At 54.5% G+C, this 26,184-nt stretch carries 28 protein-coding genes; all 28 read left to right on the top strand.

What is annotated here, in order from left to right:
* The first annotated feature begins 5 nt into the window (after positions 1-5).
* Positions 6-596: a DUF4186 family protein gene (locus HNQ64_RS02785; RefSeq protein WP_184205120.1), complete on the top strand. Its 591-nt coding sequence runs from the start codon at positions 6-8 to the stop codon at positions 594-596.
* Complete coding sequence (locus HNQ64_RS02790) at positions 593-1,600, top strand: hypothetical protein (protein WP_184205122.1); 1,008 nt, start codon at positions 593-595, stop codon at positions 1,598-1,600. The genes HNQ64_RS02785 and HNQ64_RS02790 overlap by 4 nt, the downstream gene beginning before the upstream one ends.
* Complete coding sequence (locus HNQ64_RS02795; protein WP_184205125.1) at positions 1,584-2,846, top strand: hypothetical protein; 1,263 nt, start codon at positions 1,584-1,586, stop codon at positions 2,844-2,846. The genes HNQ64_RS02790 and HNQ64_RS02795 overlap by 17 nt, the downstream gene beginning before the upstream one ends.
* Positions 2,839-3,321, top strand: coding sequence for a hypothetical protein (locus HNQ64_RS02800; protein ID WP_184205127.1), 483 nt, complete (start codon positions 2,839-2,841; stop codon positions 3,319-3,321). Before HNQ64_RS02795 ends, HNQ64_RS02800 begins: the two co-directional genes overlap by 8 nt.
* Positions 3,322-3,333: 12 nt before the next feature.
* The gene (locus HNQ64_RS02805; protein WP_184205130.1) at positions 3,334-3,885 is read left to right on the top strand and encodes a hypothetical protein; all 552 of its coding nucleotides are present in this window, start codon (positions 3,334-3,336) and stop codon (positions 3,883-3,885) included.
* Positions 3,886-4,372: 487 nt separating this feature from the next.
* Entirely contained in the window at positions 4,373-4,759 is a 387-nt protein-coding gene (locus HNQ64_RS02815; RefSeq protein ID WP_184205135.1) for a hypothetical protein, read from the top strand.
* 138 nt (positions 4,760-4,897) lie between these two features.
* Positions 4,898-6,175, top strand: a complete 1,278-nt coding sequence (locus HNQ64_RS02820; protein WP_184205138.1) for a TolC family protein — start codon at positions 4,898-4,900, stop codon at positions 6,173-6,175.
* Positions 6,176-6,187: 12 nt separating this feature from the next.
* Positions 6,188-6,880, top strand: a complete 693-nt coding sequence (locus HNQ64_RS02825) for an efflux RND transporter periplasmic adaptor subunit (RefSeq protein WP_184205142.1) — start codon at positions 6,188-6,190, stop codon at positions 6,878-6,880.
* Positions 6,881-6,886: 6 nt separating this feature from the next.
* The gene (locus HNQ64_RS02830) at positions 6,887-10,045 is read left to right on the top strand and encodes an efflux RND transporter permease subunit (RefSeq protein ID WP_184205145.1); all 3,159 of its coding nucleotides are present in this window, start codon (positions 6,887-6,889) and stop codon (positions 10,043-10,045) included.
* Positions 10,042-10,314 (top strand): hypothetical protein, encoded by a 273-nt coding sequence (locus HNQ64_RS02835; RefSeq protein ID WP_184205148.1) that lies wholly within the window; start codon positions 10,042-10,044, stop codon positions 10,312-10,314. Before HNQ64_RS02830 ends, HNQ64_RS02835 begins: the two co-directional genes overlap by 4 nt.
* Before the next feature lie 160 nt (positions 10,315-10,474).
* Positions 10,475-10,909, top strand: a complete 435-nt coding sequence (locus tag HNQ64_RS02840; RefSeq protein ID WP_184205151.1) for a hypothetical protein — start codon at positions 10,475-10,477, stop codon at positions 10,907-10,909.
* Between the two features lie 97 nt (positions 10,910-11,006).
* Positions 11,007-11,453, top strand: a complete 447-nt coding sequence (locus HNQ64_RS02845) for a hypothetical protein (RefSeq protein ID WP_184205154.1) — start codon at positions 11,007-11,009, stop codon at positions 11,451-11,453.
* A 114-nt stretch (positions 11,454-11,567) separates the two neighbouring features.
* A complete protein-coding gene (locus tag HNQ64_RS02850; protein WP_184205157.1) occupies positions 11,568-12,818 on the top strand; it encodes a TolC family protein in 1,251 nt (416 codons plus the stop codon).
* A 27-nt stretch (positions 12,819-12,845) separates the two neighbouring features.
* A complete protein-coding gene (locus tag HNQ64_RS02855) occupies positions 12,846-14,021 on the top strand; it encodes an efflux RND transporter periplasmic adaptor subunit (protein ID WP_184205160.1) in 1,176 nt (391 codons plus the stop codon).
* Between the two features lies 1 nt (position 14,022).
* Entirely contained in the window at positions 14,023-17,199 is a 3,177-nt protein-coding gene (locus HNQ64_RS02860) for an efflux RND transporter permease subunit (protein WP_184205163.1), read from the top strand.
* A gap of 87 nt (positions 17,200-17,286) precedes the next feature.
* The gene (locus HNQ64_RS02865) at positions 17,287-17,757 is read left to right on the top strand and encodes a hypothetical protein (RefSeq protein ID WP_184205166.1); all 471 of its coding nucleotides are present in this window, start codon (positions 17,287-17,289) and stop codon (positions 17,755-17,757) included.
* A 73-nt stretch (positions 17,758-17,830) separates the two neighbouring features.
* Positions 17,831-18,199, top strand: coding sequence for a hypothetical protein (locus HNQ64_RS02870; protein ID WP_184205169.1), 369 nt, complete (start codon positions 17,831-17,833; stop codon positions 18,197-18,199).
* On the top strand, positions 18,196-18,744 hold the full coding sequence (locus tag HNQ64_RS02875; protein ID WP_184205172.1) for a hypothetical protein: 549 nt from the start codon (positions 18,196-18,198) through the stop codon (positions 18,742-18,744). The genes HNQ64_RS02870 and HNQ64_RS02875 overlap by 4 nt, the downstream gene beginning before the upstream one ends.
* Before the next feature lie 5 nt (positions 18,745-18,749).
* On the top strand, positions 18,750-19,259 hold the full coding sequence (locus HNQ64_RS02880) for a hypothetical protein (protein ID WP_184205175.1): 510 nt from the start codon (positions 18,750-18,752) through the stop codon (positions 19,257-19,259).
* A 12-nt stretch (positions 19,260-19,271) separates the two neighbouring features.
* Positions 19,272-19,595, top strand: coding sequence for a YnfA family protein (locus tag HNQ64_RS02885; RefSeq protein WP_184205178.1), 324 nt, complete (start codon positions 19,272-19,274; stop codon positions 19,593-19,595).
* A gap of 3 nt (positions 19,596-19,598) precedes the next feature.
* Complete coding sequence (locus HNQ64_RS02890; RefSeq protein ID WP_184205181.1) at positions 19,599-21,569, top strand: heavy metal translocating P-type ATPase; 1,971 nt, start codon at positions 19,599-19,601, stop codon at positions 21,567-21,569.
* A gap of 4 nt (positions 21,570-21,573) precedes the next feature.
* Entirely contained in the window at positions 21,574-21,960 is a 387-nt protein-coding gene (locus HNQ64_RS02895) for a hypothetical protein (protein ID WP_184205183.1), read from the top strand.
* A gap of 721 nt (positions 21,961-22,681) precedes the next feature.
* Entirely contained in the window at positions 22,682-23,002 is a 321-nt protein-coding gene (locus HNQ64_RS02900) for a hypothetical protein (protein ID WP_184205186.1), read from the top strand.
* Complete coding sequence (locus HNQ64_RS02905) at positions 22,999-23,478, top strand: Spy/CpxP family protein refolding chaperone (protein ID WP_184205189.1); 480 nt, start codon at positions 22,999-23,001, stop codon at positions 23,476-23,478. The genes HNQ64_RS02900 and HNQ64_RS02905 overlap by 4 nt, the downstream gene beginning before the upstream one ends.
* Before the next feature lie 15 nt (positions 23,479-23,493).
* Entirely contained in the window at positions 23,494-24,063 is a 570-nt protein-coding gene (locus HNQ64_RS02910) for an RNA polymerase sigma factor (protein ID WP_184205192.1), read from the top strand.
* Between the two features lie 91 nt (positions 24,064-24,154).
* A complete protein-coding gene (locus HNQ64_RS02915; protein WP_184205195.1) occupies positions 24,155-24,412 on the top strand; it encodes a hypothetical protein in 258 nt (85 codons plus the stop codon).
* Positions 24,413-24,614: 202 nt separating this feature from the next.
* Entirely contained in the window at positions 24,615-24,824 is a 210-nt protein-coding gene (locus HNQ64_RS02920) for a hypothetical protein (RefSeq protein ID WP_184205197.1), read from the top strand.
* An 82-nt stretch (positions 24,825-24,906) separates the two neighbouring features.
* Positions 24,907-26,181, top strand: a complete 1,275-nt coding sequence (locus tag HNQ64_RS02925) for a TolC family protein (RefSeq protein WP_184205199.1) — start codon at positions 24,907-24,909, stop codon at positions 26,179-26,181.
* The last annotated feature ends 3 nt before the right edge of the window (positions 26,182-26,184 follow it).

A 26,184-nucleotide genomic window follows, 5' to 3' on the forward strand; every position in this document is an offset into this window, starting at 1 on the left:
CGTCTATGCCTAAAAAAAGAGAAAAGCTGGATATTAAATGCACGGACTTCAAGTGTGCTGAAGACGAACATTGCTTCAGTCCCAAGAAACCACCGAAAGAAAGACGCCACTCGCCCAGCATTTGCACGAATTGCGGAGCATCTCCAATTGAGTGGGACCTACTACATAAACGAGATATTAACAACATCAGTATACTGGTTAGTAGCCTGAAAAAGGAGCACATACGCGCATACTTTTGGAGGAATGACATATCGTGGGTATCAAAACGTCGCCCCCTCATGATAGGTCGCCAGCGCCTGGAAAAAAAAGTTCGTTTGCGGCTTAAAAAATCCATAGGCTTAGGACATCACTTTCGTGAAGGACAACAAACTCCCTTGCTGCGAGACGATGATCCTATTCATTACGCACAACATGCAACAGCAACCTGTTGTAGGAAATGTGTCTTTTATTGGCATGGCATCCCCGAGGAACGGGATCTCCTGCAAGCTGAACTGGATTACCTTGAAAAGGTGATTTGGGCATATCTAAATGTTAAATTACCAGATCTGCTCGATGAAGAAAACCGGGTTCAATCTGAATTGGATTTGTCATTATGAATTTTAACACTATAGACACATTACAATACTCGTCTAAGTTAAGGGCCAAGGCAATACGTCTGGATACTAAGGAATTACTTGTGGCAAAGTTAAGCGGCACGAGTCAAGAAATAGATATTACCGATCCTACCAATTGTGGAGGAGTCGGACGAATCAGGCATTTTCGTCGTTGGACTGCTTTAGGTTGGCCTGAAAATTCTTTGCCTATTGATCCCGCCAATCATAAGCTTGGGATAGATTCAGGAGATGTTGCCTTAGCTCAAGTCTTTCAGAACGCTGCATGTAACTGGCGATGCTGGTATTGCTATGTGCCGTTCGATCTGCTCAAAGCGGATGAGCAAAAAGGCCTTTGGTTGACTGCCGATGAATTAGTAGATAGATATCGGGCGCACGAGCATCCACCGGCTATTATAGACCTTTCTGGAGGACAACCGGACCTTACGCCTGAATGGATTCCTTGGACCATGGATGCTTTGGAAAAAGGTGGATTGTCAGAAAGAACATTCCTTTGGTCCGACGATAATTTGAGTACGGACTTTTTCTGGACAAAGCTTAGCACGTCTGAAATTGATCGAGTGGTATCTTACCGTAATTACGCTAAAGTTGGCTGTTTTAAAGGCTTCGATTCGTCGTCATTTTCTTTTAATACACGTGCTGCCCCTGCTTTATTTGATCAACAATTCTCTATCTTTAAAAAGATTGTTTCCCTCGGTATAGATGTCTATGGATATGCAACCTTCACGGCCCCTGACAATAAAGCAATTGATGCTAAAATGACTGAGTTCGTAGATCGATTACAGGCAATTTCTCCGCTGCTGCCATTAAGAGTCGTGCCCCTTTGTGTGTCAGCTTTTCGACCTGCTCAAGACGAAATGAGAATCAACGCGGTCCATCAAAAATCGATGGAAATTCAACAGGAAGCCATCAAATGCTGGAATTTGGAGATCGAATCGCGATTTTCACTTCATCAACGAAATCTCCCAATTTATGAAGTGGCGATTTGATAGTCAGCTCCTGTGTGAATCAGATCCAATATTCGTCCGTCGTCTAGATGAATGTGTTCGAAGTTTTTGGACTGGGGATCATGAAAATTGGGAATCTTTTCTCAGGAAACTTCCAGGATACTACCCACTAGATGTCTGGCAGTCTCTCTCTCGCTTGAATCTTGAGAGTGGCCTCCTGGGAATAGCCGGAGCAAGTGTTGCTAGGCAGATATTCCCGGAACCTTTCCCAAACTCTCCTGAGCACCCCCTTGACTATGAATGGAGGTTTACCCAAGAGAGTATTCGCGATATCCTTGATTTTCTAACTCGGGAGATTGGTGGTTCAAAACAGCCTTCCGTTGCTTGCCTTGGTTGCCCTAGCATTGTGGTGGCAGGTGACAAAATAAGGCCTTCGTGGAGCTGGTCATTGCTAGATCGTCGAGCCGATCTATTAAAATCTCAGATTAATTCTGCCAACCTCATGGCATGTGATCTTACTAAACCCATCCCCACGCATCCGCTGATGGATATTGCCGTGGTAGATCCGCCTTGGTACAATCATCTAACAAAGCACTTCATGGTTAAGGCTCAATCTATAGTGAAACCTGGCGGGTTGATATTATTGAGTTTTCCGTTAGAAGGCACTCGATCCAGTGCTAGTAAAGAGTTGGCAGAACTGTTAAATTGGTGCAAGGAAGGCGGTTTAGAATTGAATCCAACGAATAAAATTAAACTACATTATAAAACTCCATTTTTTGAAAGCACTAGCCTCAAAGCCGCAGGATTTAGTGCACGTATTCCCGCCTGGCGGAGCGCCGAAGTACTTATATTCCGAAATCGAGTATCCGATAACTGTCGGCTTACTTATAATGATGATACGTCTCGACTATTCACTGCTGAATGGAATGAATTTATTATCCAAGGTATAAAGTTTTCAGTTAAAAACTCTGGGGATAAAAAAGACGGTAAGCAAGGAGGTTCAGGGCGCGCGTTTCTTTCTCCTGTTTGGCGAGAGGCTATTCTTCCGTCTGTTAGTACAAATTTTCTAGGGCGGGCCAGGGCTAATTTAGTGACTTCAGGAAATCGTTTTTTCGAATGCAGCGACCCATATTTATTAGCAGAAATGTTGTTGGCGGGCCAGAATCGTGATGGCGGAATAAACATATCAACCAACGCTGGCGGTGAAAGAAACGCTCGTGAATTGAATTCAGTTCTACACAGCGAAATCAATGATCGGGCAACCTATTTGAAGGAAATGTATGATTGAAGGCCGGGATTCAGCTCTTAACAAACTAAAGGCTGCGCTTGCAGATGATAGGCAGTGGACGGATATTTTGGACTCGGTTGATGAACTCATTAAAATTCACCTGGCAGTTTTTGTTGAACCCTATTTTACATTCATTTCAGAGGGGAAAAAGTCTATTGAGACCAGGTTTTCAAAGAATCGCATTGCTCCTTTTGAATGCATAGAGAAGGGCGATATCATTCTTTTGAAACGATCTGGCGCAGGAATAGCCGGTGTGTGTGTCGTCGATCAAGTTTGGTTTTATCATTTATTGCCAGGTTCATTAGATCAAATCAAGGAGCAGTTTGGCAGGGGAATCTGTCCTTCGAACTCTGATTTTTGGGATGAGCGACAGAGTGCCTCATATTGTTCGCTAATATGGATCACATCATTCCGATCTTTCGAAGATATTCCATTCAAGAAATCAGATCGAAGGGGATGGGTAATATTGAAATGATGGAACAAGGCCATGAAGTCACAAAATAATTTGGTCGTTTTTGCTGGTCACACTGGGTCAGGTAAAACCAGTATTTCCAAGCCGTTTGCCTTGTCGCAGGGCCTTAAATGGACGAGCTTCGGGAACGTTGTTCGTTTTGAAGCTGCAAGACTTGGTATGTCTACCGAGGATAAACGAGTTCTTCAGACTATAGGTCAAAAAATGGTAGAAAATGAACCAGAACACTTTTGCGATTTAGTCTTTGAGTCGTTGGGCGCAGATTCCAATAGTATCGGGGTTCTCGACGGTCTACGCCATAAGCTGATTCTCGATCTTTTGCTTGATCGCGTGGGTGACAAATATCTGAAGTTGGTCTATGTCGATGTTGATAATGTCATTAGACACCAGCGACTCTTTGACAGTCGTGGATGGCTTAAAGAACAGTGTGAAGAATACGACGCTGATGTCACCGAAATTGAATTAATTTCCTTTATTCGTCCTAATGCTGACGTGATTATCGATAATTCTGGTTCTTTAAGTGACTCCCTAGCGCAGGTTGATATATGGGCGCTAAGTTTTAAATAAATTGGTCCTCTTTGTGGGGTGGTCTGCCAACATGTTGGATGTGCTGCCCTTAATTGTCCGAAGTTAGTTGTCCAACTATCGAGGGGACCATTGAAGACAATTACCAGAGCTTGACCAGCCACGACTGAAGAACCAATGCGACAAAGTTTCTAGCCTGCGAATCGAATCTTAAAAAACGAATAATTTTCATTGCTGGCGTGCTTTTCACTTATGGCCAACGGATCTGTACAAGAATTTCCACGACTTTTCTGACTGAAAGACTGAAGGCACATAAATAACCGATCCATTTCTTGCCCCGCTCATGCTTTATCGCCTTGAGCTCATGAATGGCAAAAATGGTTGGATGCCGTCAGCATGGACGGATTGGTTCTCCATGCATTCTGAAAAGGAGTGTGCGATTCATCCAAATTATCCGAAAGACGAGGCAAACCTTTCACATCCTGCTTGATCTTCCTTTTTTGGCGATGATCGTTTGATGCATTTTCAAATGAAACGCCTCTGGCAAATTCTCGCACTCATCCTTCTGGCACTCATGGTGCCTGCGTCGATGTGTTGTCTGGTGCCACAGGAGGTGGAGAAACAACATGCTGGGTGCTGTTCTCATGGCGATGAGGGCCATGACGTTCCCACAATGCCAGACATCTGCCCAAGCGGTACCATCGCCCAAAGTTTTCTTCCGGAAATGGTGGCAATGCCGGAAATGCAGATGGTGGAACTAATCTGTCTCATACAGGCTTTCGCATTGCTTGATCTGATTGAACAGGCCGCTGCCCCGGTGTCAATGCCAACCACGGCACCGCCGGAGCTGAGAACGACTTGGGCATTTGTGAGCCGTGCTTCATTGCCTGCACGCGCCCCTGCCGTTCTGGGGTGATTTGCCGTGCGCTACGTCCGCCTAAAAGGCGGTGACTGAGTGCGCCGGAAGTGATGCACCTCGTCCAAAGGGGGCATCTTCGTGTCTCGTGACGAGGCCGTTTCATGCCTTTGCTTGCCCCTCCAACCTGTTCTTTTCATGCGTTCCCTCTGTTACTTTGTCATTATCATGGCTTTGCCATCGCTCCCTGCGGCGGAGACCAAACCTGCCGCCAGTTCTATTTCAGAACTTGTTTCCCGCACACTGACGGCCAATCCGGAGATTCGCTTCTATGAGGCGGAGATTGCCTCGGCGAAGGCCACACGCACTACGGCAGGCAGGCTTTCAAATCCTGAACTGAGCCTCGAAATCGGGCAGAACCGCGTCTCATCGGCAGACAGTCGCTCAAATGGCCTGGCCTTCTCAGCCGCTCTGGCGCAGCCCATCGAATGGCCAGGAAGACTGGGGCTGCGCAAGGCCATTGCGAATCGTGACATTACCCTTGCTGAGCTTGGTTTGGAACGCTTTCGCTTTCATCTCGCCTCCCGAGTGCGGGTGCTGGCCTACACGCTCGCAGCACAGCAGGAAATATCTGCTGCGGCCAGCGAGGTCGCTTCACGTTATGCGGCGTTGCGTGAGGTCATGGTGCAGCGAGAGCCCGCAGGTATTGCCCCCCAATTGGAGATAGTGACCATTGAGGCGGCGGCACTGGTAGCGGAGTCGCGGGCAGCGACAGCCGCTGTAGCAGTGCAAAAGATACTCTTGGAACTGAACCAGCTCATGGGCCGCCGTGCCGACACGCCTCTCGTGGTTAAGCGATCCGGGTTTGACATGAAGACCCCACCCTCCCTTGACTCATTGCTGGGCACAGCCATGCAGAACCATTACGATCTGCGTATCCGGCGCACGGAGCTTGAGCAGCAGGGGTTCAAGGTCGAACTCGCCAAAAACGAACGTTATCCCTCTTTCACCGTCGGTCCCTACGTTGAAGTTCAGAACACGAAAAGCCAGGAGGATCAAACTGTCGGCGGACTCGGCATTTCCTTTCCGCTGCCATTCTGGAAGTCTGGCAAAGCCGAAGTCGCCTCGGCGGAGGCGCGGCTGTCACAAGCCCAGGCTACATTAAACGCTGCCCAACGGGAGGTCGAAAGACTGGTCACCGAGTCCATGTTGCTGTTCAAAACCCAGCAGTCACGCGTGCTGCTGTGGAAAGGAGATGCCATCACGAGATTCAGTGAAGCGGCAGCGCTGGCGGATCGCCATTACCGTCTTGGCGCAGTCCCCACAGCGACCTTTGTCGAACTCCAGGACAAGTATCTCGAAGCGGTCGAGTCCATCAGCGAGGCGCAGTCCCAGGCGCTCGAAGCCGGGCTCATGCTGGAAGAACTCACTGGCGCGATTGGCTCTCTCATCACCCTCAGCGCACCGAAGCCTTGACCTGTACCCACCATGAAACTTTTATTTTCCATTCTTTGCCTTCCCATAGCCGCAGCACTCAACAGTTGCAGTCAATCCAACGCCAGTCCAACTCACACAGCTGCACCGGAAAACGGCGCGCAGTTTAGAGAGGGCAAAGGTGTTTCCCTCACCACGCTCATGATGGAATCCATCGGCCTGCAAACGGCTGAGGTTCAGGAGGAAAAAATTGCACCATCCTTCACCGTTAATTTGCAGTCTATACAGCGGGGAAGTGAAGCCAGCGGCTGGCTTACCGAAGCCCAGGCCCAGCAGGTGAAGCCCGGCATGGATGTGGAAATCAGCTCCACCATAGGCAGCGTGCTCCGCATCGAGAAGGCCCCTTATCTGACCCTCGGTGACTATGAAGTGACGGTGCAAACAGCCGCACCTGTTGAAGCAGGTGCCGCTCTCACTGCGACCTTCCGCTTTCCTGCGAGCGATGCCGTCACTGCGATTCCAAAAGCCGCACTGCTCACGACCGCCGAAGGCACGTTTGTCTATGCTAAGAACGACGAGTTTTACCTGCGTACTCCAGTTAAAGTTGGATCAGCAAGCGGCGAACATGTGGAGATCACCGATGGCCTCTACACTGGGGATGAGATCGTCACCACACCTGTGATGTCGCTCTGGCTTGCCGAACTGCAAATCCTACGCGGCGGCAAGGCCTGCAACTGCGGCCACTAGCATACCATGCTCGCCCATCTCATCACCATCGCTATGCGGCATCGTGCCGCCGTGTTGCTTGCCATGCTGGTTCTTCTCGGCATCGGCTCGTGGTCGGCCCTCCATCTGCCCATTGATGCTGTCCCGGACATCACCAACCCACAGGTGCAGATCAACACCGCTGTTTCCGCTCTCGCCCCAGAAGAGATCGAAAAGCTGGTCACCTTTCCCATTGAAAGCGAAATGGCGGGATTGCCGCAGATGATCGAACTTCGCTCATTGTCGAAGTTTGGGCTTTCACAAGTCACGATGGTTTTCCATGACGATGTAGATCTGTTCCGCATTCGCCAACTCGTCACCGAGCGCCTACAAGCTGTGCTGGACGAACTGCCGCCAGGACTTACGCCGAAGCTGGCACCCGTTGCCACTGGGCTGGGAGAAATCTTCTATTACAGTCTTGATTACAGCGACGACGCAAAAACCAAACCCGCCACCCGTGAGGCGCAGCTCATGGAACTCGCACAAATTCAGGAATATCAGGTGAAGCCATTGCTGCGCAGTACGCCCGGCGTTGCGGAGGTTAACACCAACGGCGGTTATCAAAAGCAAATCGTCATCAAACCTGATCCCGCCCGTCTTGCCGAACGAGGTCTTTCGCTCGACATGCTGGCAGAGATCGTCGAGCAAAACACCCGCAATGCAGGCGGAGGCTATGTCGAGATCGGTGGCGAACAGCTTATTGTCCGCGCTGTCAGTCGCGTGAACGACATCGAACAAATCCTCGCCATACCGCTCAAGTTTGCAGGTGGTGTAAAGCCCATCCTCATCAGCGAAGTGGCCACGGTGAGCATCGGCAGCGCCTTTCGTTCTGGAGCGGCTACCGACGACGGAGACGAGGCCCTTGTGGGTGCCGCCATCATGCTTGCAGGTGAAAGCTCACGACAAGTTGCTGAAGCCGTGCGGGCGAAGCTTACCGACATCCAGGCCAAGCTGCCGCACGGCGTTGTCATCAGGACGCTCTATGATCGCAGCAATCTTGTCAGCCGCACGATTGCCACGGTGGAGAGGAATCTTACCGAAGGGGCTTTGCTCGTCGTTGTGGTGCTGTTTGCGCTGCTTGGGAACTTTCGCGCTGCCTTCATCGTCGCCCTCGTCATTCCGCTTTCCATGCTCTTTGCCATGACGGGGATGGTGCGCTATCACATCAGTGGGAATCTGATGAGCCTCGGGGCCATCGACTTTGGCCTGATCATTGATGGCGCTGTGGTGATGGTCGAAAACATCGTCCGCCATCTAGGCGAGCGACAGCACGCGCTTGGTCGCAGGCTCACCGCCAGCGAGCGCACTGAAGAAGTGGTTAAGTCCGCCAAGGAGGTTGCCAATCCAATGTTCTTCGGCGTGTTGATCATCACGGTCGTTTATGTGCCCATCCTTGCGCTCCAAGGCATTGAAGGGAAGATGTTCAAGCCCATGGCGCTGGTTGTCATGCTGGCGCTAGGTGGTTCGCTTGTGCTGGCGGTGACCTTGATGCCCGTGCTGTGTTCGTATTTGCTCGGCGGAAAGATTCAGGAAAAAGACAACTGGCTCGTCACTTTCACCAAGCGGCTTTACACACCGCTCCTGAACTTTGGCCTTCGCTTCCGCCTGCTTGTCGTGCTGCCTATGCTCGTCCTGTTCGGTTCCTCGCTCTGGGTGTTCTCACGTCTCGGTTCGGAATTCATTCCGCAACTTGATGAGGGCGACTTCGCCTTTCAGCTTATTCGCAGCAGCAGTGCCGGGCTTTCCTCTTCGCTTGATTTGCAGAAACAGAGCGAGGCTGTCATTCGACGCGAATTCCCGGAGGTTAAGGAAATCTTCTCCCGCATCGGCACGGCGGAGATCGCGACCGACCCGATGAACCCGAACGTCGCCGATACCTACCTCATGCTCAATCCGCGTGACCAGTGGCGGAAAGAGAATGGCACAATCATCAGCAAAGAACGCCTCGGTGAACTCATGCGAAAGGCATTGCTCGATCAGGTGCCCGGCCAAAACATCCTGGTTACCCAGCCTATCCAGATGCGCTTCAATGAGATCATGGCAGGAGCCCGCGCCGACCTTGTATGCAAAGTCTTTGGAGACAGTTACGATGAACTCGAACGTCTCGCCGGCGAAGTCCGCACTGCCATTGCCAGCATTCGTGGCGGAGGCGAGACGGAGTTCGACAGCATTGGCAAAAACCCCATGATTGAGATCCAGCCGGATCGCGAAGCCATGCGCAAGTTCAACGTTCATGCGGACGAATTGAACCGACTTGTGGAAACCGCACTCGCCGGAAAAGAGGTCGGTACGTTCATTGAAGGAAATCGCCGTAGCTCCATCGTCGTCCGTCTGGCTGAAGACCGCCGAGCAGATCTCGAAGGCATGAAACGCCTCGCTTTGCGTACCGAGGATGGCGGCATGCTGGCGCTTGGCCAGGTTGCCAAGATCGTGCTGGTGCCCCAGCCTGTTCAGATCGCCCGTGAAGATACACAGCGCCGTGTCAGCATCCTTATCAACGTGAGAGGGCGCGATACCGAGGGTTTTGTGGAAGAGGCCACAAACCTCATTCGCGAGACGGTCACATTTCCCGATGGCTATTACTTCGAGTTTGGCGGCCAGTTTAAGAATCTGCAAGAGGCCAAAGCGCGACTGCTGATTGTCGTGCCTCTCGCGCTCGCCTTGATCTATGTTCTCATTTTCCTGAGCTTTGGTTCATTGAGGCAGGCCACGCTTATCTTCATGTGTGTGCCTCTCGCCGTCACTGGCGGCATCTTCGCTCTGCACCTCCGAGGAATGCCTTTCACCATCAGCGCAGCGGTGGGATTTATCGCCCTCAGCGGTATCGCCGTTCTTAATGGCATCATGCTCATCAGCTTCATTAATCAACTGCGCAGCGAAGGCCGGGAGCTGCGCGAGGCCGTGGTCGAAGGAACCCTCACCCGTCTGCGGCCCAAACTCATGACCGCCCTTGTCGCCAGCCTCGGTTTCCTGCCCATGGCGCTCGCCACCGGAGCCGGAGCCGAAGTGCAACGGCCCATCGCCACCGTCGTCATTGGTGGCATCCTCACCTCGACTTTCCTCACCCTGCTCGTCGTCCCTGTGCTCTACGACTGGATTGAACGGAAGACCAAGCCGCAACCGAAACTAAACCAACTGCCGACATGAAAATCACAATCTATATTTCGCTGGTCGCTCTTCTAATATCTTCACCGCTATTTGCAGCAGAAACTTTAGAATCGGTTCATGGTGCTGCAAAAACGCTCGATTATTGGCGGCAGAACATTTTTTTTTCCAATGTCAGCCACGCGGCTGGCGGCTTCGGACTGGCATTGGTTTTGCCACGTTCTTTGACAGGCAGGCCCGCCATGCGGTTGGTAGGCTGGTTGCTTATTGGATTCCTGCTGATTGCTCACGCGATGGCGGTCACCGCATGATTTTGGCTGCCACACATCAATGACGCCAGGAACTGAAAAGAACTCCGCCTCCCACTTTCACCGTCATTCTCTGAATACCTCATATACTTTCTCATCTTGCTCGTCGTGCCTGTGCTCTACGACTGGATTGAACGAAAAACCAAACCACAACCAACGCACAATGAAAACACTGCTAAATATCCTCCTCATCGCCGCCCTTTCCACCACTGCGGTTTTTGCTGATGCAAAAGTCAAAGCCGGTCCCCGCAAGGGCCTTCTCCTTGAACTCGGCGATAAGCACGCCGAATTCTTGGTTGAGAAGAACCGTACCATCAGCATTGCCGTTTATGACGCCGCGCTGAAAGCCCAGCCCGCCAGCACTGAAGTCATCACCGCCACAGCCGAAGCGCCGAGCGGCAAGACGAAGATCGAGTTTGAGAAGAAAGGCGACATGCTGGTCTCGAAGACCCCACTGCCAGATGGCGAAGGCTACCAAATTGTTCTGCAAGCCAAGGCAACACCTAACGCGAAGGTGAAGAACTTTCGTATCAAGCTCCAAACCCATGTCTGCAACGGGTGTAGCAACGCAGAATATGCTTGTACGTGCGACGAGTGATTGAACGACTTCGAGGCTCCTGATTCCGAGCTCAGGAATCAGGGGCTTCAAAATTAAAATTGAATATATCGGCCACCAGAGCATCTTAGAACCTCACATGTCACGTTTCCGCAAACACATCCTCCTCATGCTGGCCGTTTTGGTCGTGGCGTGCGCGCAGGTGTTTGGCGTGCAGCGTGGCTATGCCTGTAACCATGGCAATGCTGTTGTGGAGACTGAAGTTGAGCACTGCCATCAAGTGGTGGTGGATGATCAGTCGCATGAAGTTCCCTGCGAGGAAAGCTCCACGAAAGAGTGTGACAATCAGGGCGAGAAGGATCACCACGCGCCTTTGGGTGTGGACATGCAGGCTGCCCCTTCAAGTTTGGTGGCAGTTTCGATTCCTACTTTTGTTGCGGTATTGGTCATTGAAACTTGGGTTCATGACTGGGTGCTGATTCAAGCGCTCGCTGAGAATGAATGGATGAAGATGCCCCTGGACACAGGGGGGGAGAGTCCGCCTGCATCGTTGCAGGTGGCACGTTGCATGGTGATTTTGGTTTGAGGTAAGAAGCCTGCGCTGCCGTCCACGACTGACGGCTGAGGCGCTCTGGCGATCTTCTCACTGCTTCTGGCATGGCATGTCCACGCCTGCAAACCACAAACCACCGTCTTTCTCATGCTTCGCTCTACCTTTTTGCTTCTACCACTGCTGTGTGCAGCCGCCTCGTCGGCATCTGCCGTTACTCTCACCCTTTCGGACATTGGATCAAGGGTCCGCGCCTCGCACCCGTCTCTCAAGGCCGCTCGCATGGCTGTGGAGGAGGCTCGTGCTCGCCAGCTCGGTGCCGGGCGGCTTTCGAATCCCTCAGTGGGCTTGGATTCACGCAATGAAACATTTCTTTCACCAGGCGAGGTCATCCTATCTCTCGATCAGTCTTTCCCAATCACTAGGCGCTTGCGGCTGGAGAAGCAGCTCACCGGGCAGCTCGTTACCGCAGCGGAGCTGGAGGTGAAAGATGCCGAACGGAGTTTGATTTCTGATGCGCAAACTTTGGCAGTACAGATTCTCGCAATTGAGCAGCAACGGGGGTTGCGCCAGCAGCAGACAGCGTTGGCGACAAAACTCTCAGCGTTCGTTGCCGGACGCGCAAAGGCAGGTGAACTCTCGGCGCTGGATGCCGCACAGGCTCAAGTGGACGCACAACGCCTCATTGTGGAAGCCCGCAAGCTGGAAGGCGAGAGCCGCAGCCTGTTGGGCACTCTCAAGCCTATGCTAGACCTTGACCCAGATGAGGCTCTGTCGATCTCCGGCACCCTCCCTGAAATGGGCGTGCCCGGCAAAGGTGCAAATTGGATAATGCGTGCAGATTATCAGCTCGCTGAAGCCAAGCTCATCGCTTCTCAAACCGACATCGGTCTTGCCAAAGCCAACAAGTGGCAGGACGTGAGCGCTGGCATCTTCGCCGGGCCAGAATATCAAAATGCATCTGGAGATGATCGACGGACCAATGGTGTGATTGGTTTCCGCATCTCGCTTCCGTTACCGTTTTGGAACAAGAACGAGGGGCAAGTGGCCGAGAAAACCGCCGCTGCGGAGCGTGTGCGCCTGGAGCAAGCGGCGCTTGCCAAGCAAATCCGTAGTGATGTGGAGAATGCCCGGAAAGACATGCAGACCAGCTATGATCTCGCACACGAAACCCGCGACAAGCTGCTTCCGCTCGTGATCGAGCAGACTGGCAAGCTCGAAAAAGCCTACGAGAGCGGCCAGACCGACTTGCTCACGATTCTCCGCGCCCGCGAGCAGCGCCTGCAACTCGAAGCCGCAGCTCTGGATGCCGTGCGTGACTTTCACCTCGCCCGTATCCGCTACGAGACGGCCATCGGCAAGCACGCGCCCGCAGTGCCAGTCACTTCTACAAAACGCTAATTTCACCATCCCCATCTGATTTCCAACATGAAACGACCCCTTGTCTCTTTGATCCTCTCCCTCGCCATGTCTGGTGTGGTCCATGCCGAAGGTGATGCTAAACGTGCTGCAAACACCGTCGTACTCGACGAGACTGGAGTGAAGAACCTCCGCATCGAAACCGTCGAGGTCGAAGAAACCGACTTCGAGGCCACCATTTTTTCGTTAGGCCGCATCGAGGCCATTCCCAGCAAAGTCGCGGCTGTCAGTAGCCGCATTCCAGGGCGCATTGTTGAGCTGAAGGTATCGCCTGGGGAAACAGTGAAGTTGGGCGACGAAGTTGCGAAGGTGGAAAGCCGCCAGCCAGGCGATCCACCACCAGTTATTTCTCTTGTTGCACCGCTGGCGGGCCTTGTCACCCATGTGGATGCACGCTTGGGCGATCCCATTGACCCCGAGAAAGCGATGCTGGAGATCACCGACCTCAGCGAGGTCTATGCTGTCGCTCGTGTGCCGGAGCATCAAGCCGGGCGCATGACGCCAGGAACCGTAGCGCATATCAAGGTCGCTGCACTGCCGAATGAGAAATTTGATGGCGAGTTGCTGCGCTTCGGCACCAGTGCCGACAAGGAGAGTGGCACAATCGACGCCATCTTCCGTCTTCCGAACAATGGCGGGCAACTTCGCTCGGACATGAGGGCGGAATTCAGCATCGTAATGAGCAAGCGTAGCAACGTCGTCAGTGTACCGCGAGCCGCTTTGCAAGGCGAGGGAGGTAACCGCTTCGTCTATGTGAAGGATTTTGACCTCGCGAACGCCTTTGTGAAAACGCCTGTCACCGTGGGCGAGATCAATGACCGTTTTGTCGAAGTTACCAACGGACTATTGCCAGCGGATGAAGTGGTCACTCGCGGTGCATATTCACTCTCTTTTGCCGGAGCCAGCAGTGTCTCGCTGAAGGAAGCATTGGACGCTGCGCACGGCCATGAACACGCCGCCGATGGGGGTGAGTTGACCCCAGAGAAAAAAGCGGAGATGGCCGCCAAGCAAGGAGGCGGCGATGGGCATGGACATGAAGAATCTGGCGGGGCCAGCTCTATGTGGATGTATGCCACAGGCGTTCTTTTTGTCCTGCTGCTGCTTTCCATTTTCACCAAGAAAAGCCGCGTGGATGACGAGAACGACACCCAGGCCCCCACCCCCACCAAGAAGGAGGCGCACTAGTATGCTGAATAAAATGATTCATTGGGCGCTCGCCAGCAGGGCGCTCATCATTGGCGTCTCGCTCATCCTCATGGTGATGGGCTTGAAGACAGCCACGGAGTTGCCTGTGGAGGTGCTGCCTGACCTCACCAAGCCAACGGTCATCATCCTGACTGAGGCCTCCGGTCTGGCACCAGAAGAAGTTGAGACACGGGTCACACAGCCCATTGAAAGCGCCCTCATGGGCGTAGCTGGTCTGACTCGACTGCGTTCCAATTCTGACGTGGCGCTATCGCTCGTCTATGCCGAATTCGGGTGGGACACGGACATTTATAAAGCACGAATGTTCGTCCAGGAGCGCCTTCAAGGTGTGCGTGAGCAATTACCAGAAGGCGTGCAGCCTTTCATGACGCCGGTGGCCTCGCTCATGGGTGAGATTCTTCTCGTCGGCGTGCGCTCTACCATCAAGGAAGGTGAACCCGGCTACCTGCCGCCTCGTGAAGTGCGTTCCCTAGCTGACTGGACGATCAAGCGCCGCTTGCAAAGCATCTCGGGCATTGCCGAAATCCTAAACATGGGCGGCGGTGTGAAGCGAATCGAAATCCAGCCTGACCCCTTCAAAATGCAGGCTAATGGCATCGGCTTTGATGAACTGGAGCAGGCGGCCACGGAGGCGGCCAACACCACGACGGGCGGCTTCATTAATACAGGCCCCACGGAAATCATGGTGCGCAACTTGGCGATGACCGTTGAACTGGACGACATCGCCCGCACAGTCATCAAAAAGGTCAATGATCGCCCTATATCCATCGGGGATGTGGCTAACGTTATCTGGAGTGTGGAGCCGATGCGTGGTGATGCCACCGTGAGCCAGTACCCGGAGAAGTCTGCCACCTACGGCGTCATCATGTCTATAACCAAGTCACCTGGCTTTGATACACGGGCACTTACGGAACAAATCAAAGTGGCATTGGATGAATTGAACTCCACCTTTCCTCCAGGCATCGAAACCACGCTGCTGTTCCAGCAAAAAGACTTCATCGACAATGCAATCGGAAATCTCACCGAGGCCATTCGTGACGGAGCCATCATGGTGACCATCGTGCTGTTCCTGTTCCTGCTGAACTTCCGCACCACCTTCATCACGCTGATGGCCATGCCGCTTTCGTTTGGCATTACCATGCTGGTCTTCAAATGGTTCGGTATCAGTGTGAACAGCATGACTCTTGGTGGACTCGCCGTCGCCATTGGTATGGTTGTGGACGATGCTATTGTGGATGTAGAGAACGTCTTCCGCCGATTGCGGGAGAACGCTGCTCTGCCGCATCCACACCCCAGATTGCAGGTCATTGCCAAGGCTTCCGGCGAAGTGCGGAATTCCATCCTCTATGCCACGGTGCTCATCATTCTGGTGTTCCTGCCGCTGCTGGGTTTGACGGGAGTGGAAGGTAAGCTTTTTGCCCCCATCGCCATCGCCACTATTATCTCGATGATGGCTTCCTTCATCGTCTCTCTCACGGCGATTCCTGTGCTATGTTCGATTCTGTTGAATCCCAAAGTAGGCCATGAACACAAAGACGGCTTCCTCACTCGCGGTATGAAATGGCTGCTGGAGAACACTCTGCTGCGATTCGGCCTCAGCCAGCCGTTCCTCATGCTCGGCATCGTGCTGGTGATCGTCATAGCTGCGTTTTCGCTTTACCCGAAGATGAACAAGGACTTCTTACCCAAGTTCCAGGAGGAAACAGCCCTTGTGGCGGCCACGGCGGCTCCCGGCACCTCACTGGAGGAGATGAACAAAATCTCCGACGTGCTGGAGCAGCAGATTCTCTCTGTCGAAGGTGTTTCCAAAGTAGGCCGTCGCTTGGGACGGGCCGAGCGTGGGGATCATGTTGTCCCCGTCTCCACCGCCGAATTTGACGTGGACTTTCGCAAGGAAGAGGGTGACGGCGAAGGCCATTCCGCCGGAGGCCGGGGTCGCAAAGAGATCATCGAAGACATCACCAAAAAGCTCAAAACAGTGCCGGGTGTTTTCGCCGTTGTCAGCGGCCCTCTAGCTGACCGCATCGGCCACATGATGAGTGGTGTTTCTGCACCCGTGGCGGTGAAAGTCTTTGGCCCAGATCTCGAAAAGCTCCGCCAGATTGGTATCGAAATTCAAACCATTGCGAAAACCATCCCAGGATTCGAGGACTGCAAGCTGGATCAGACTTCATCCATCCCGCAGCTTCGCATCGAGGCTGACCGTGATCGTGCGAAAGCTTACGGCATCGCCCCAGGCAAGCTGAACGACCAGCTATCCGCTCTCATTGGTGGAAAAGAAGTGGCAGAGTTGCGCGAGGGGCAACGTGCAGTGAATCTCGTCCTGCGTCTGCCCGTCGAGTGGCGTGACTCACCCGATAAGATCGCCGAGCTCCCCATTGAGGCTGGCGGCCAGCGCATCCCTCTTTCGCTTGTCGCCGATGTGCGCGAGGCCAAAGGGCCGAACGTCATCTTCCGCGAAAACAGCCAGCGCCGCTTCGCCTTGGCTATCAAGCCCACCGTGCAGGACGTGTCTAACCTCGTCGTCAAAATGCGGGATGAAGTCACCGAAAAGGTCAAGCTCCCTGAAGGCTACTTCATCACTTTCGAGGGTGAGTTCCAGGCGCAGCAGGAGGCCACGCAGCGCATTGCCACCTTTACCCTCGTGGTGCTTGCCGTGATTGCCTTCCTTCTCTACGGCTACTTCCGCACACCATTCTTCGCCATCCAGGTGCTGTGCGACATTCCGCTAGCCATGGTCGGCGGGCTCGTCTTCACATACTTCAAGCTGAACAACATTAGCATCGCCACGCTGGTTGGTTTCATCGCCGTCGCTGGTGTCGCCGCCCGTAACAGCATCATGCTCATCAGTCATTACCTGCATCTCATGCAGCACGAAGGCGAGGGCTTCACCCGGAAGATGGTCATTCGCGGCACCAAGGAACGTCTCGTGCCTGTGCTCATGACCGCGCTGGCCGCTGGCATCGGGTTGATCCCGCTCGTGCTCGCTGCCGATCAGCCAGGCAAGGAGATCCTCCATCCCGTAGCCGTCGTCATCGTCGGCGGCCTCATCACCAGCACGCTGCTTGGCCTCGGCGTCACGCCCACTGTGTTCTACACCTTCGGGCGCAAGGCAGCCGCCAGTGCCATCGAGAACGATGCGCCTGCGTCTCATTGACCCACCCCTTTCCGAATCGACGGAGGCTCAGGCTTCCGCCGCCAAGGCAAAACCAAACAAACCAAACAAACCAAACGAACCAACATCATGAAAAAACTGCTTACCACCACCCTTCTGACCCTCGCTCTGGCCTTCTCGGCGACCGCTGCTGACAAACATGACCACGAGCATGAAGCCAAAGCCGGACCTACCGGTGGCAAACTCATCACTGAAGTCGAACCCCACGTCGAGTTCTTTGTGAACAAGGACAAGAAGGTCGAAATCCGCTTCATCGACGACGACATGAAAGTCGTTGCTCCTGGAGCGCAAGTCATCAGCGTAACCCTTGGCGACCGCTCTGCTCCCACGAAGCTGAGCTTCACCAAAGACGGCGACAAGCTTGTCTCAGACAAGGCAGTTCCCGAAGGCAACGACCTCCCCACCGTGGTGCAGATCCGCGAGAAGGAAGGTGCCAAGGCAGTGACCGAGAAGTTCAACCTGAACCTCAACGACTGCCCTACCTGCAAGAACAAGGAATACGCCTGCACCTGTTCGCACGGTGAAGAGGAGAAAAAGTAACCTCTCGCCTGCGTCATGCCACAGCGCCGTCCCACCGTGAGGGCGGCGCTGCTGGCTGCGGGCACACACAGTTATGAAACACTCGATTCTCTTTCTCATTGCCGCCCTCCTCCTGAGCTTCTGGCTTCCTTCGACCGCCGAAGCCAGACACCCGCGAGGCAGCACGATGACCGGCGTTGTGCAGAGCGTCGATCATGCCTCCCGCTGGATCGTTTTCGCCCAGGATGGCGGCCCTGTCCGCCATTTCGTTTACTCGGAGTGGGCCAAGTTCTGGCACGACGAGCCAGAAGCCCTGCCTGCACATCTCAAGACAGGCATGCGAGTCCAGGTCAACCTGCACAACCCTCTCATCGGACCGGATTTTGTCACCCAGATCGTGCTGCTTAACAAACAAGGAGGAATCACAAGGCCAAAAAGCGGAAGGAGCGTGTCTGCACTATGAATACCCGAACCACCTCTACCCGAAGCCGCCGGATTTCATTCCGCCGGATTTCCGCGCAGATAATCTGCCTTTTGCTCACCACTACTGGATCAGCGCTCGCTGATAACAGCATCAAGCTCCAGGTTGCCGCCAAGAGCGAGCACAACGACCCCAAAGGCAACAATCCGCAAGAGGTGCAAAGCCGCTGGCTTGAAATCTCGGTCACGGCCTTTCATCTCGAAAAGCCTGCCGCCGTTCGGCTCGAATGGGCGTTCTTTGGCGACAACCTCGACTCGAACAAGGTGGTTAAACATGAGGGCGGCACTGAGACCGTGGAACTGGTGCAAAGCAAAGAGGCCGACGCAAAGACCAAGCTCGTCAACTTCACCTTCACTCCTCGCCATTCGGTTCGCACCGGCAGCGGCAAGCGATCACTCTCAAAGGTCATTGAGGCCACCGGTGTTCGCTATCACGCCTGGGGCGTGCGGGCCTTTGTGGACGGCAAACTCGCCGGTGAAGCCTACAGTGCGCCGAGCATCAAAAAACTCATGGGTGGAACGGATTGAAGCTCATGAAACATCCTTTCTCTCCGAGCGGAAAAATCCCGCCAGAGCTCTTGCACATTCTGGCGGGATTGGTGAAATCCTCCGATTCTATTCACTCCCCGTTAGTGACGGCTACGGCCGCCAAAATCGAAGTGAAATCCAGGCAGGCTGATATGGCCCCTGTTATCGCGGTGGTGGCTGGAGCGATGAGAGGGGCTGTGCCTGCCGTGACTGGAACCATGACGAGAGTCATAGCCGTGACTGCCACCACTCCCGTGGTTGGATCTGTGTCCCGAGTTGTGATGGCTGGAGTGGCCTCCATTGTGGTCGGAGCTATGACCGCTTCCATGACTGGAACGGCTGGAATGATGGCGGTCTCCCGCCTGCACTGCGGCAGGAGTGAAGATGGCGAAGCTGGCAGTGATCGCCAGCAGAGTGATGACCTTTCTCATAATGCGTTGGTTTTGGATTTGAGTCGTTACCGCCAAAGAGCGGCATGTAAGTCGGACGGGTTGCCGTCGCGGTTATTCATTTGATCCATTCCTCTCATGAAAACTTTCATTCTCTTCTTCATCACAGCCCTTGCCGAAATCAGCGGTTGTTTCGCCACCTATGCTGTTTTGCGCCAAGGACGGCATCCTTTGTGGCTGCTGTTGGGCGCAGTGACCCTCGCGCTTTTTGCTTGGCTGCTGACACTGCATCCCGCAGAAGGTGCCGGGCGCATTTACGCGGCTTATGGTGGTGTTTACATCGCCGCATCCTTGCTCTGGCTTTGGAGGGTTGAGGGCATTGTTCCTGACCGCTTTGATTTCACTGGCGCTTTCCTATGCCTGCTTGGGGCGAGCGTCATCATACTCGCACCAAGAACTTGATTTATGAACACACAAGACCACCCCGCCTCCGAATCCAAATCCTGTGGCTCCTGCGAGCACGGGCACGATGAAACACCGCTGCCGCGCAATGCGCTCGTCATCATCTCCGGTGCGCTGCTTGGCAGCGGGATGCTGCTGCAATGGCTGAAACTCGGCCCCGTTCAGCTACACACGGCCTGCTTTGCCCTCGCCACACTGGCGGGAGGTCTGCTGGTTTTTCCTGCCGCCTTCAAGGCGCTTAAAAAAGCACGCCTCGACATGAACGTCCTGATGACCGTAGCCGTCACGGGAGCGTGGCTCGTGGGCGAAGGCGCTGAAGGAGCGGCTGTGGTCTTCCTCTTTGCTCTGTCTGAAATGCTTGAGTCTTGGAGTGTGGGTCGTGCGCGACGTGCCATCGCCTCCCTGCTGAAACTCACGCCGCAGACCACGCTCGTGCGCGGAGCCGATGGTGTTACCAAAGAAATGCCCGTGGCAGAAGTCGTCGTGGGAGCGGAGATCAGCGTGCGCAGCGGCAGCAGTGTTCCTTTGGATGGTGAGGTCATTGCCGGTGAGTCTGCCGTGAACCAAGCGCCTATCACTGGCGAGTCCGTGCCAGTGGAAAAGAAGCCCGGTGACCCCGTGTTTGCGGGCACCATCAACGGCGAAGGCTCGCTCACCGTGCGTGTCACCAAAGCGGCAAGCGACAGCACTCTCGCACGCATCATCAAGCTCGTGGAGGAAGCCGAAGAGCAGAAGGCACCCACGCAGCGCTTTGTGGACAAGTTTGCCGCCATCTACACGCCTGCGATTTTTTTGGTGGCGTTGTTAGTGGCCCTGCTGCCGCCATTGTTCATGGGTGGCGCGTGGTCAGAGTGGACTTACCGCGCACTCGTGCTGCTCGTCATCGCCTGTCCCTGTGCTCTCGTCATCGCCACACCTGTTTCGATTGTCTCCGGCCTCACTGCGCTCGCACGACGCGGCGTGCTCATTAAAGGCGGTGCCTATTTGGAAGCGGTGGGCAAATTGCGTGCTCTCGCCGTGGACAAGACCGGCACCATCACGCAAGGCCGCCCCCAGATCACCAGCGTCATTCCCATTGGCGATATAGCAGAGGAAGATGTCCTGCGTCGTGCCGCTGCCATTGATGTGCATTCCGAGCATCCTCTGGCGAAAGCCGTCGTCGCTGCTGCACAGGCCAAGGGTATCACCTGGATCGAGTCTTCTCAGTATAAATCCGTTACGGGTCGAGGAGCCACCGCCATTATTGACGGTCACCCGCACTTCATAGGCAATCACAAAATGGCGCATGAACTGGGGCTATGCAGTCCGGATATCGAGGCCCGCCTAACTGAGATCGAAATCAAAGGCCAGTCCCTGGCCATCCTCGGCCACGCGCCGCATGAAGGCTGTAATGGCAAAGTGCTGGGCATTCTTAGCATAGGTGACACCATCCGGCCAGAAGCCGCCAATGCCCTCACCCTGCTACATAACGCGGGCATCGAAAAAGTTGTCATGCTCAGCGGCGACAATCAGCGCACCGTCGATGCCATCGCACGTCTTGCAGGCATTGACGAAGCCTATGGCGATCTCATGCCTGAGCAAAAGATCGAGCACATACGCCGCCTCATGACAGAGCATCACTATGTCGGCATGATTGGCGACGGAGTGAATGACGCTCCCGCGCTGGCCCTTGCCAGCGTCGGCATCGCCATGGGAGCCATCGGCAGCGACACCGCCATCGAGACTGCTGACATGGCCCTTATGAAAGACGACCTTACCCGCGTGGCTGAAGCCATTGCACTGGGCCGCCGTACCCTGCGCATCATTCAGTTCAATGTCACCTTCGCACTCGTTGTGAAAGCCATCTTTCTCATCCTCGCCTTCACCGGCCACACCAGTCTGTGGCTTGCTATCCTGGCGGATACCGGCGCGACGTTGCTGGTCATCATGAACGCACTCCGGCTTCTTGGCGCTGCACAAACCACCAAGCAGTAAGCCGATGAGCAAGCTCTCCCACAAAAAGAAAGCTGTGACGCCACCCGCCACGCTAAAGCTGCGTGAGAAAGTGTTTTTTATTGGCTTTGCACTCCTATTTTTTGGTCTTCCATCCTTCTTCTTGCATCGCCGCTCCATTCACGACCAGACTGCCTCCATTTCAAAGACTGTTCAGAAGTGGAAGCACATTTATCACATCGACGACGAGAAGGCGGAACTCATCCAGCAGATCGAACTCGACTTCCATGGCAACGGCAGTCCCTTCAGCATCAAACCCGCCCGAACCAAAGAAGAAAAGCACCGCCACCATCAGGAGATCAGTTCCTTGATGGCACCCGAAGATGGCGCTCGATTCATGAAGGCAATGGAAAAGAGCGATGACAGACATTGAGCGCCGCCATCAATGACCAGGCCATCAGTTGTCTTGTTGTCCGTCACACCAGCGTTGCCAAGATGATGATGGTTATGTCGTCAGAACTGATTACGAAGGTGCATGGCAGTTGTGCGGGGGATTGAAAACGCCTTTTGCAGCAAAGGCGATGAAAGAAATCGCAAGCGGGATGCCCGCAAGAGTGGCGAAGCGTAGTGGATTTCATGGATGGCCCATGGAGTCTCCTCAGACGAGCCCTTTGCCCCACTATTCGTCTCGTCTGCGTTTTTGATCAAAAAGTGAGGGGTTTGCGTGCAGGCGGAGTTGCACTGCATGAACGCGATTAATGCGTCCGACCAAATAAATCTAACCATGAAAATGAAACTTACCCTCCTCGTCGCCACTCTCCTTTTCGGCTTCGCTTCCACCAGTGTTCAAGCGGTCCCGTCTAACTGGAGTTTCGCCAACGGCCAAACGTCCGCCAAAAGCGGTAGCGTCAAGTCGGAACGAATGTCCTGTTGCGATACCAAAACGAGCTACAGTACAACTCCGGGTGGCCGTGGCCTCCAAGCAAACAAGAGCATTGTGTGTAACACTGGCTGTAGTGTACGCCATGCCGCTAAGAACTGCACGGCTGCTGAACGCAAGCAGTGTGCCAACTAGGAACAACCTACCAGCCCGTCAGGTATCAGGTGACCTGACGGGTTGTTTTCAGTCACATCATCCACCATCTTTCTCCTCCATGAATGACGACGAAATCGATTGTCTAATCCGCCAGACTCATCCCAAACCCGAGTTTGGTTCTTCCTTTCAGCGTGAGGTCTGGGGGAAAATCGCTGTGGTTGAGCAACATTCGTGGTCAGCTCAATGCAAGCAGTGGAGTCAGATGTTTTTCCTCTGGCTTGCTCGTCCGATGCCAGCACTTGCCACCGTGGCAGTCATGCTCGCTGCCGGTATCAGCCTCGGCAACCTCACTGCACCCGACCATAGCGATTCCATGCGTGCCGCATACATCGAGTCCATCAATCCGCTGAAAGCAACCAACGCTTCCATGCAGCCATGAAACGTGGATTTTTGATCTTCCTCACCGCACTACTTGTCGGCATTGTCGGTTATTTTGTCACGCGCCAGCCGCGCTGCGACACCAGCGGTGAAGAGATGGCTACCCATGACGGCGGCTCTCTGCTGCCGGAGCTGAAATGGCTGCACCATGAGTTGAAGCTTACAGACGAGCAGTTTGCGAAGGTTAAGGAAAGACACCTTGCCTACCGCCCCACCTGCGAGGCGCTGTGCATGAAGGTAGCCGCTTCACAGAAGAAAGTTCAGACGCTTGCGCAGGCAAGAAACATCGCCTCACCTGAACTTTCTGCTGCACTTGAGGAACAGGCCGCCGTGCGGGCAGAATGCCAGAAAGCCATGCTCAAGCATCTGCATGAAACGGCTGCCGTCATGTCGCCCAACCAGGCGAAGCACTATCTTGACACCATGCTTCCGCAGATCATCGGCCCAGATGCCGGGCACAGTCCCGGTGGCCACTAACCGTTCTCGCCGCGCATGACATCCTCATCTGATGACGACATCCAGCTCATGCAGCAGCTCGCCAATGGTGAAGACCTTGCCTTGAACACGCTCATGGCACGCTGGCGCGGGCGAGTCGCCGCCTTCCTTCTGCGCATGGTGGGCGATCATGCGACGGCGATGGACCTCACCCAGGAGAGCTTTGTGCGCCTCTATACCAGCCGTCACCGCTACCAGCCCACAGCCGTTTTTTCGACGTATCTCTTTCACATCGCTGCCAATCTGGCCCGAAGCCATATTCGCTGGAAAGGCAGGCATCCGACCGTGCCACTCACCGACAACGAAGGCGCTATGATCCACGAGTCTGCTGATCCGCAGTTGTCCCCTGATGATGCGGCGGCTCTGCATGAGAAAACCACGCTCGTGAACCAAGCCATCGCCATTTTGCCCACCGACCTGAGGGAGGCGCTGCTGCTCTTCACCGTCGAAGACATGAGCCACACCGAAGTGGCAGCAGCCCTCGGCTGCTCCGCCAAAGCCATCGAAGTTCGCATCTATCGGGCGAGGCAGATGCTGAGGGGGATCATCGCAAAACAGGCCCCCTGAACTTTTTCGACGGAATCTTGAGGGGTTCTTCACTGCCTGGAGTTGCACGAGTTGTCAGACACTCACAAAACCAACGACCTCCTCATCTATCATGAAACTCACCCTCGCCCTGCTCTCCAGCCTGCTTCTCAGTACTGGCCTTGCTTCCGCCGCTGATACTGCTGTACCAGCCACTTATCCGCTCAAAACATGCGTCGTCTCTAACGAAGACCTTGGCACCATGGGCAAGCCTGTTAAAGTCACCTACGAAGGCACCGACGTATATCTCTGCTGCAAAGCCTGCACAAAGGACTTCAACAAAGAGCCTGCTAAGTTCGTCGCCAAGGTGAAGGCGGCAGAGAAGAAATGAGCTTTGTCAGCGTTATACGACACGAGACCTGCTGCTTTTGACTCCCATGAGACACGCCTGGATCAGAATCCTCACCGCTGCCATCTTCCTGATGGTGCAGGTGGCAGGCGTTTCTGCAACAGGCCCGTCATGCAGGGCGGAGCAGCCAACAACAGTTCGTTGCTCGCTGCCTTGCTGCTCCGGTGCCATCTGTGGATGTGGTATGGCTCCGAATAGTGAGCCGGTAAAGCCCGCGCCTGTGGCTCCGGTATCGCATATTCAGGAGCTCAAGTTCATGCCAGTGCTCATGAGTGTGGTCGTGCTGCGCTTTTTTCCGCTCCTTTCCCAGAAACCGCTGAGGCTTCTGGCAACGGATACCTTCCTTCCGCATTGCCCGCCAGCTTTGGCGCTGCATTGCGCCCTCCTCATCTGACGAAGCTACGTTTTCACAGGCGAATTGTGCCCGCATCCCACGCTGCACGAACCCGTAACGAAGCTTTTCCAATGAGGACTCAATGAAGACATCACAATCACTCTCTGCCCTGGCTCTGTCCCTTGCAGTAGTATTCACGGCTCAGGCCGAAGACAGCGCTACTCCCGTCGCCCCAGCATTCATCGAACGTCTGGTCAAAGAGGCGGTCACGACACATCCTTCAGTCGAAGCCGCTCAGGCGCGTGCCCAGGCTGCCGCTTCTGCCATCGGAGCCTTGCGGCTGTGGGAAGATCCGCAGCTCGGCCTCGGTACCCTGTTTGCCAGCCAGATGAACCGCCAGGGACAGGGTGACATTGTCACAGGCATCGAACAGATGTTGCCGCGTCCCAAGCTTTATCAGGCGGAAAAACGCCGCGCCATTGCCGAACAGCAGGTGCAGCAAGCCACAAAGCGGCAGACGGCGAATGAGATCGCCCTCGCTGTCGCTCAATCAGTGCTGGAGCTGGCACTGGCGGATGAAGTCGTGAATCTTCAGTCGGAGAACCTTGGCTGGCTGCAAACCATCGTGAAAACCGCCGAGGAACGTGCCAAAAGCCCTGATGCGACAGCCACGGAAACACTGCGGCTGGAAAGTGAGTTGGCGGTGCAAACGCAGACAGTGGAGGCAGCAAAGCGTCAGCGTACGCTGTATGCAACCACGCTGAATCTGCTGATGGGACGGGCGACAAACAGCGCATGGCAACGACTCTCGCTGCCGATGAAAGTACCGGAACTTACCAGCACCGCCGCATTGAAGGCACGCCTGGAGCATGACAATCCCAAGCTCGCCGCGTTACGCCATCAAGTGGCGGGTGCGCAGGCTGAGACGGATGCTGCGAAAGAGAAGCGCAAGCCAGCTTTTTCAGTGGGCGTCCAGGTGAATGCCTACTCGGCGGGGAGCAGCCACGATGCGATGACCATGTTTACGGTAGGAATGAACCTACCCTGGTTCAACCGCTCCGCTTATCGAGCCGACATCGCTCGTGCGGAAAGCATGCGTGCTGCCGCGCAAGGTGATCTGGCCGCCGAACAGCGTAAACTGTACACGCAGTTCACACTTTTGATGACTGAGGCGGAGAACAACCGCCGTCTGGCCGCTGCCTATACCAGCGAGGTACTGCCGAAGACGGAAAAGACCGTTGAGACCCTGCAAAACGCCTGGGTGTCATCCAAGGCCACACTCCTTGAGGTACTCGAAGCCCGTCGCGCTTTGCTCCAGGCGCGTCAGGAGCAAAAACGGGCGCTTGCGGCTCAAACCGTAGCGGCTCAAGCACTGTCCGCGCTCACTGGCAGCCTCGTCAAACCTTCATCTCGTTAGGCC

The sequence above is a fragment of the Prosthecobacter dejongeii genome, assembly GCF_014203045.1.
Taxonomy (GTDB): Bacteria; Verrucomicrobiota; Verrucomicrobiia; order Verrucomicrobiales; family Verrucomicrobiaceae; genus Prosthecobacter; species Prosthecobacter dejongeii.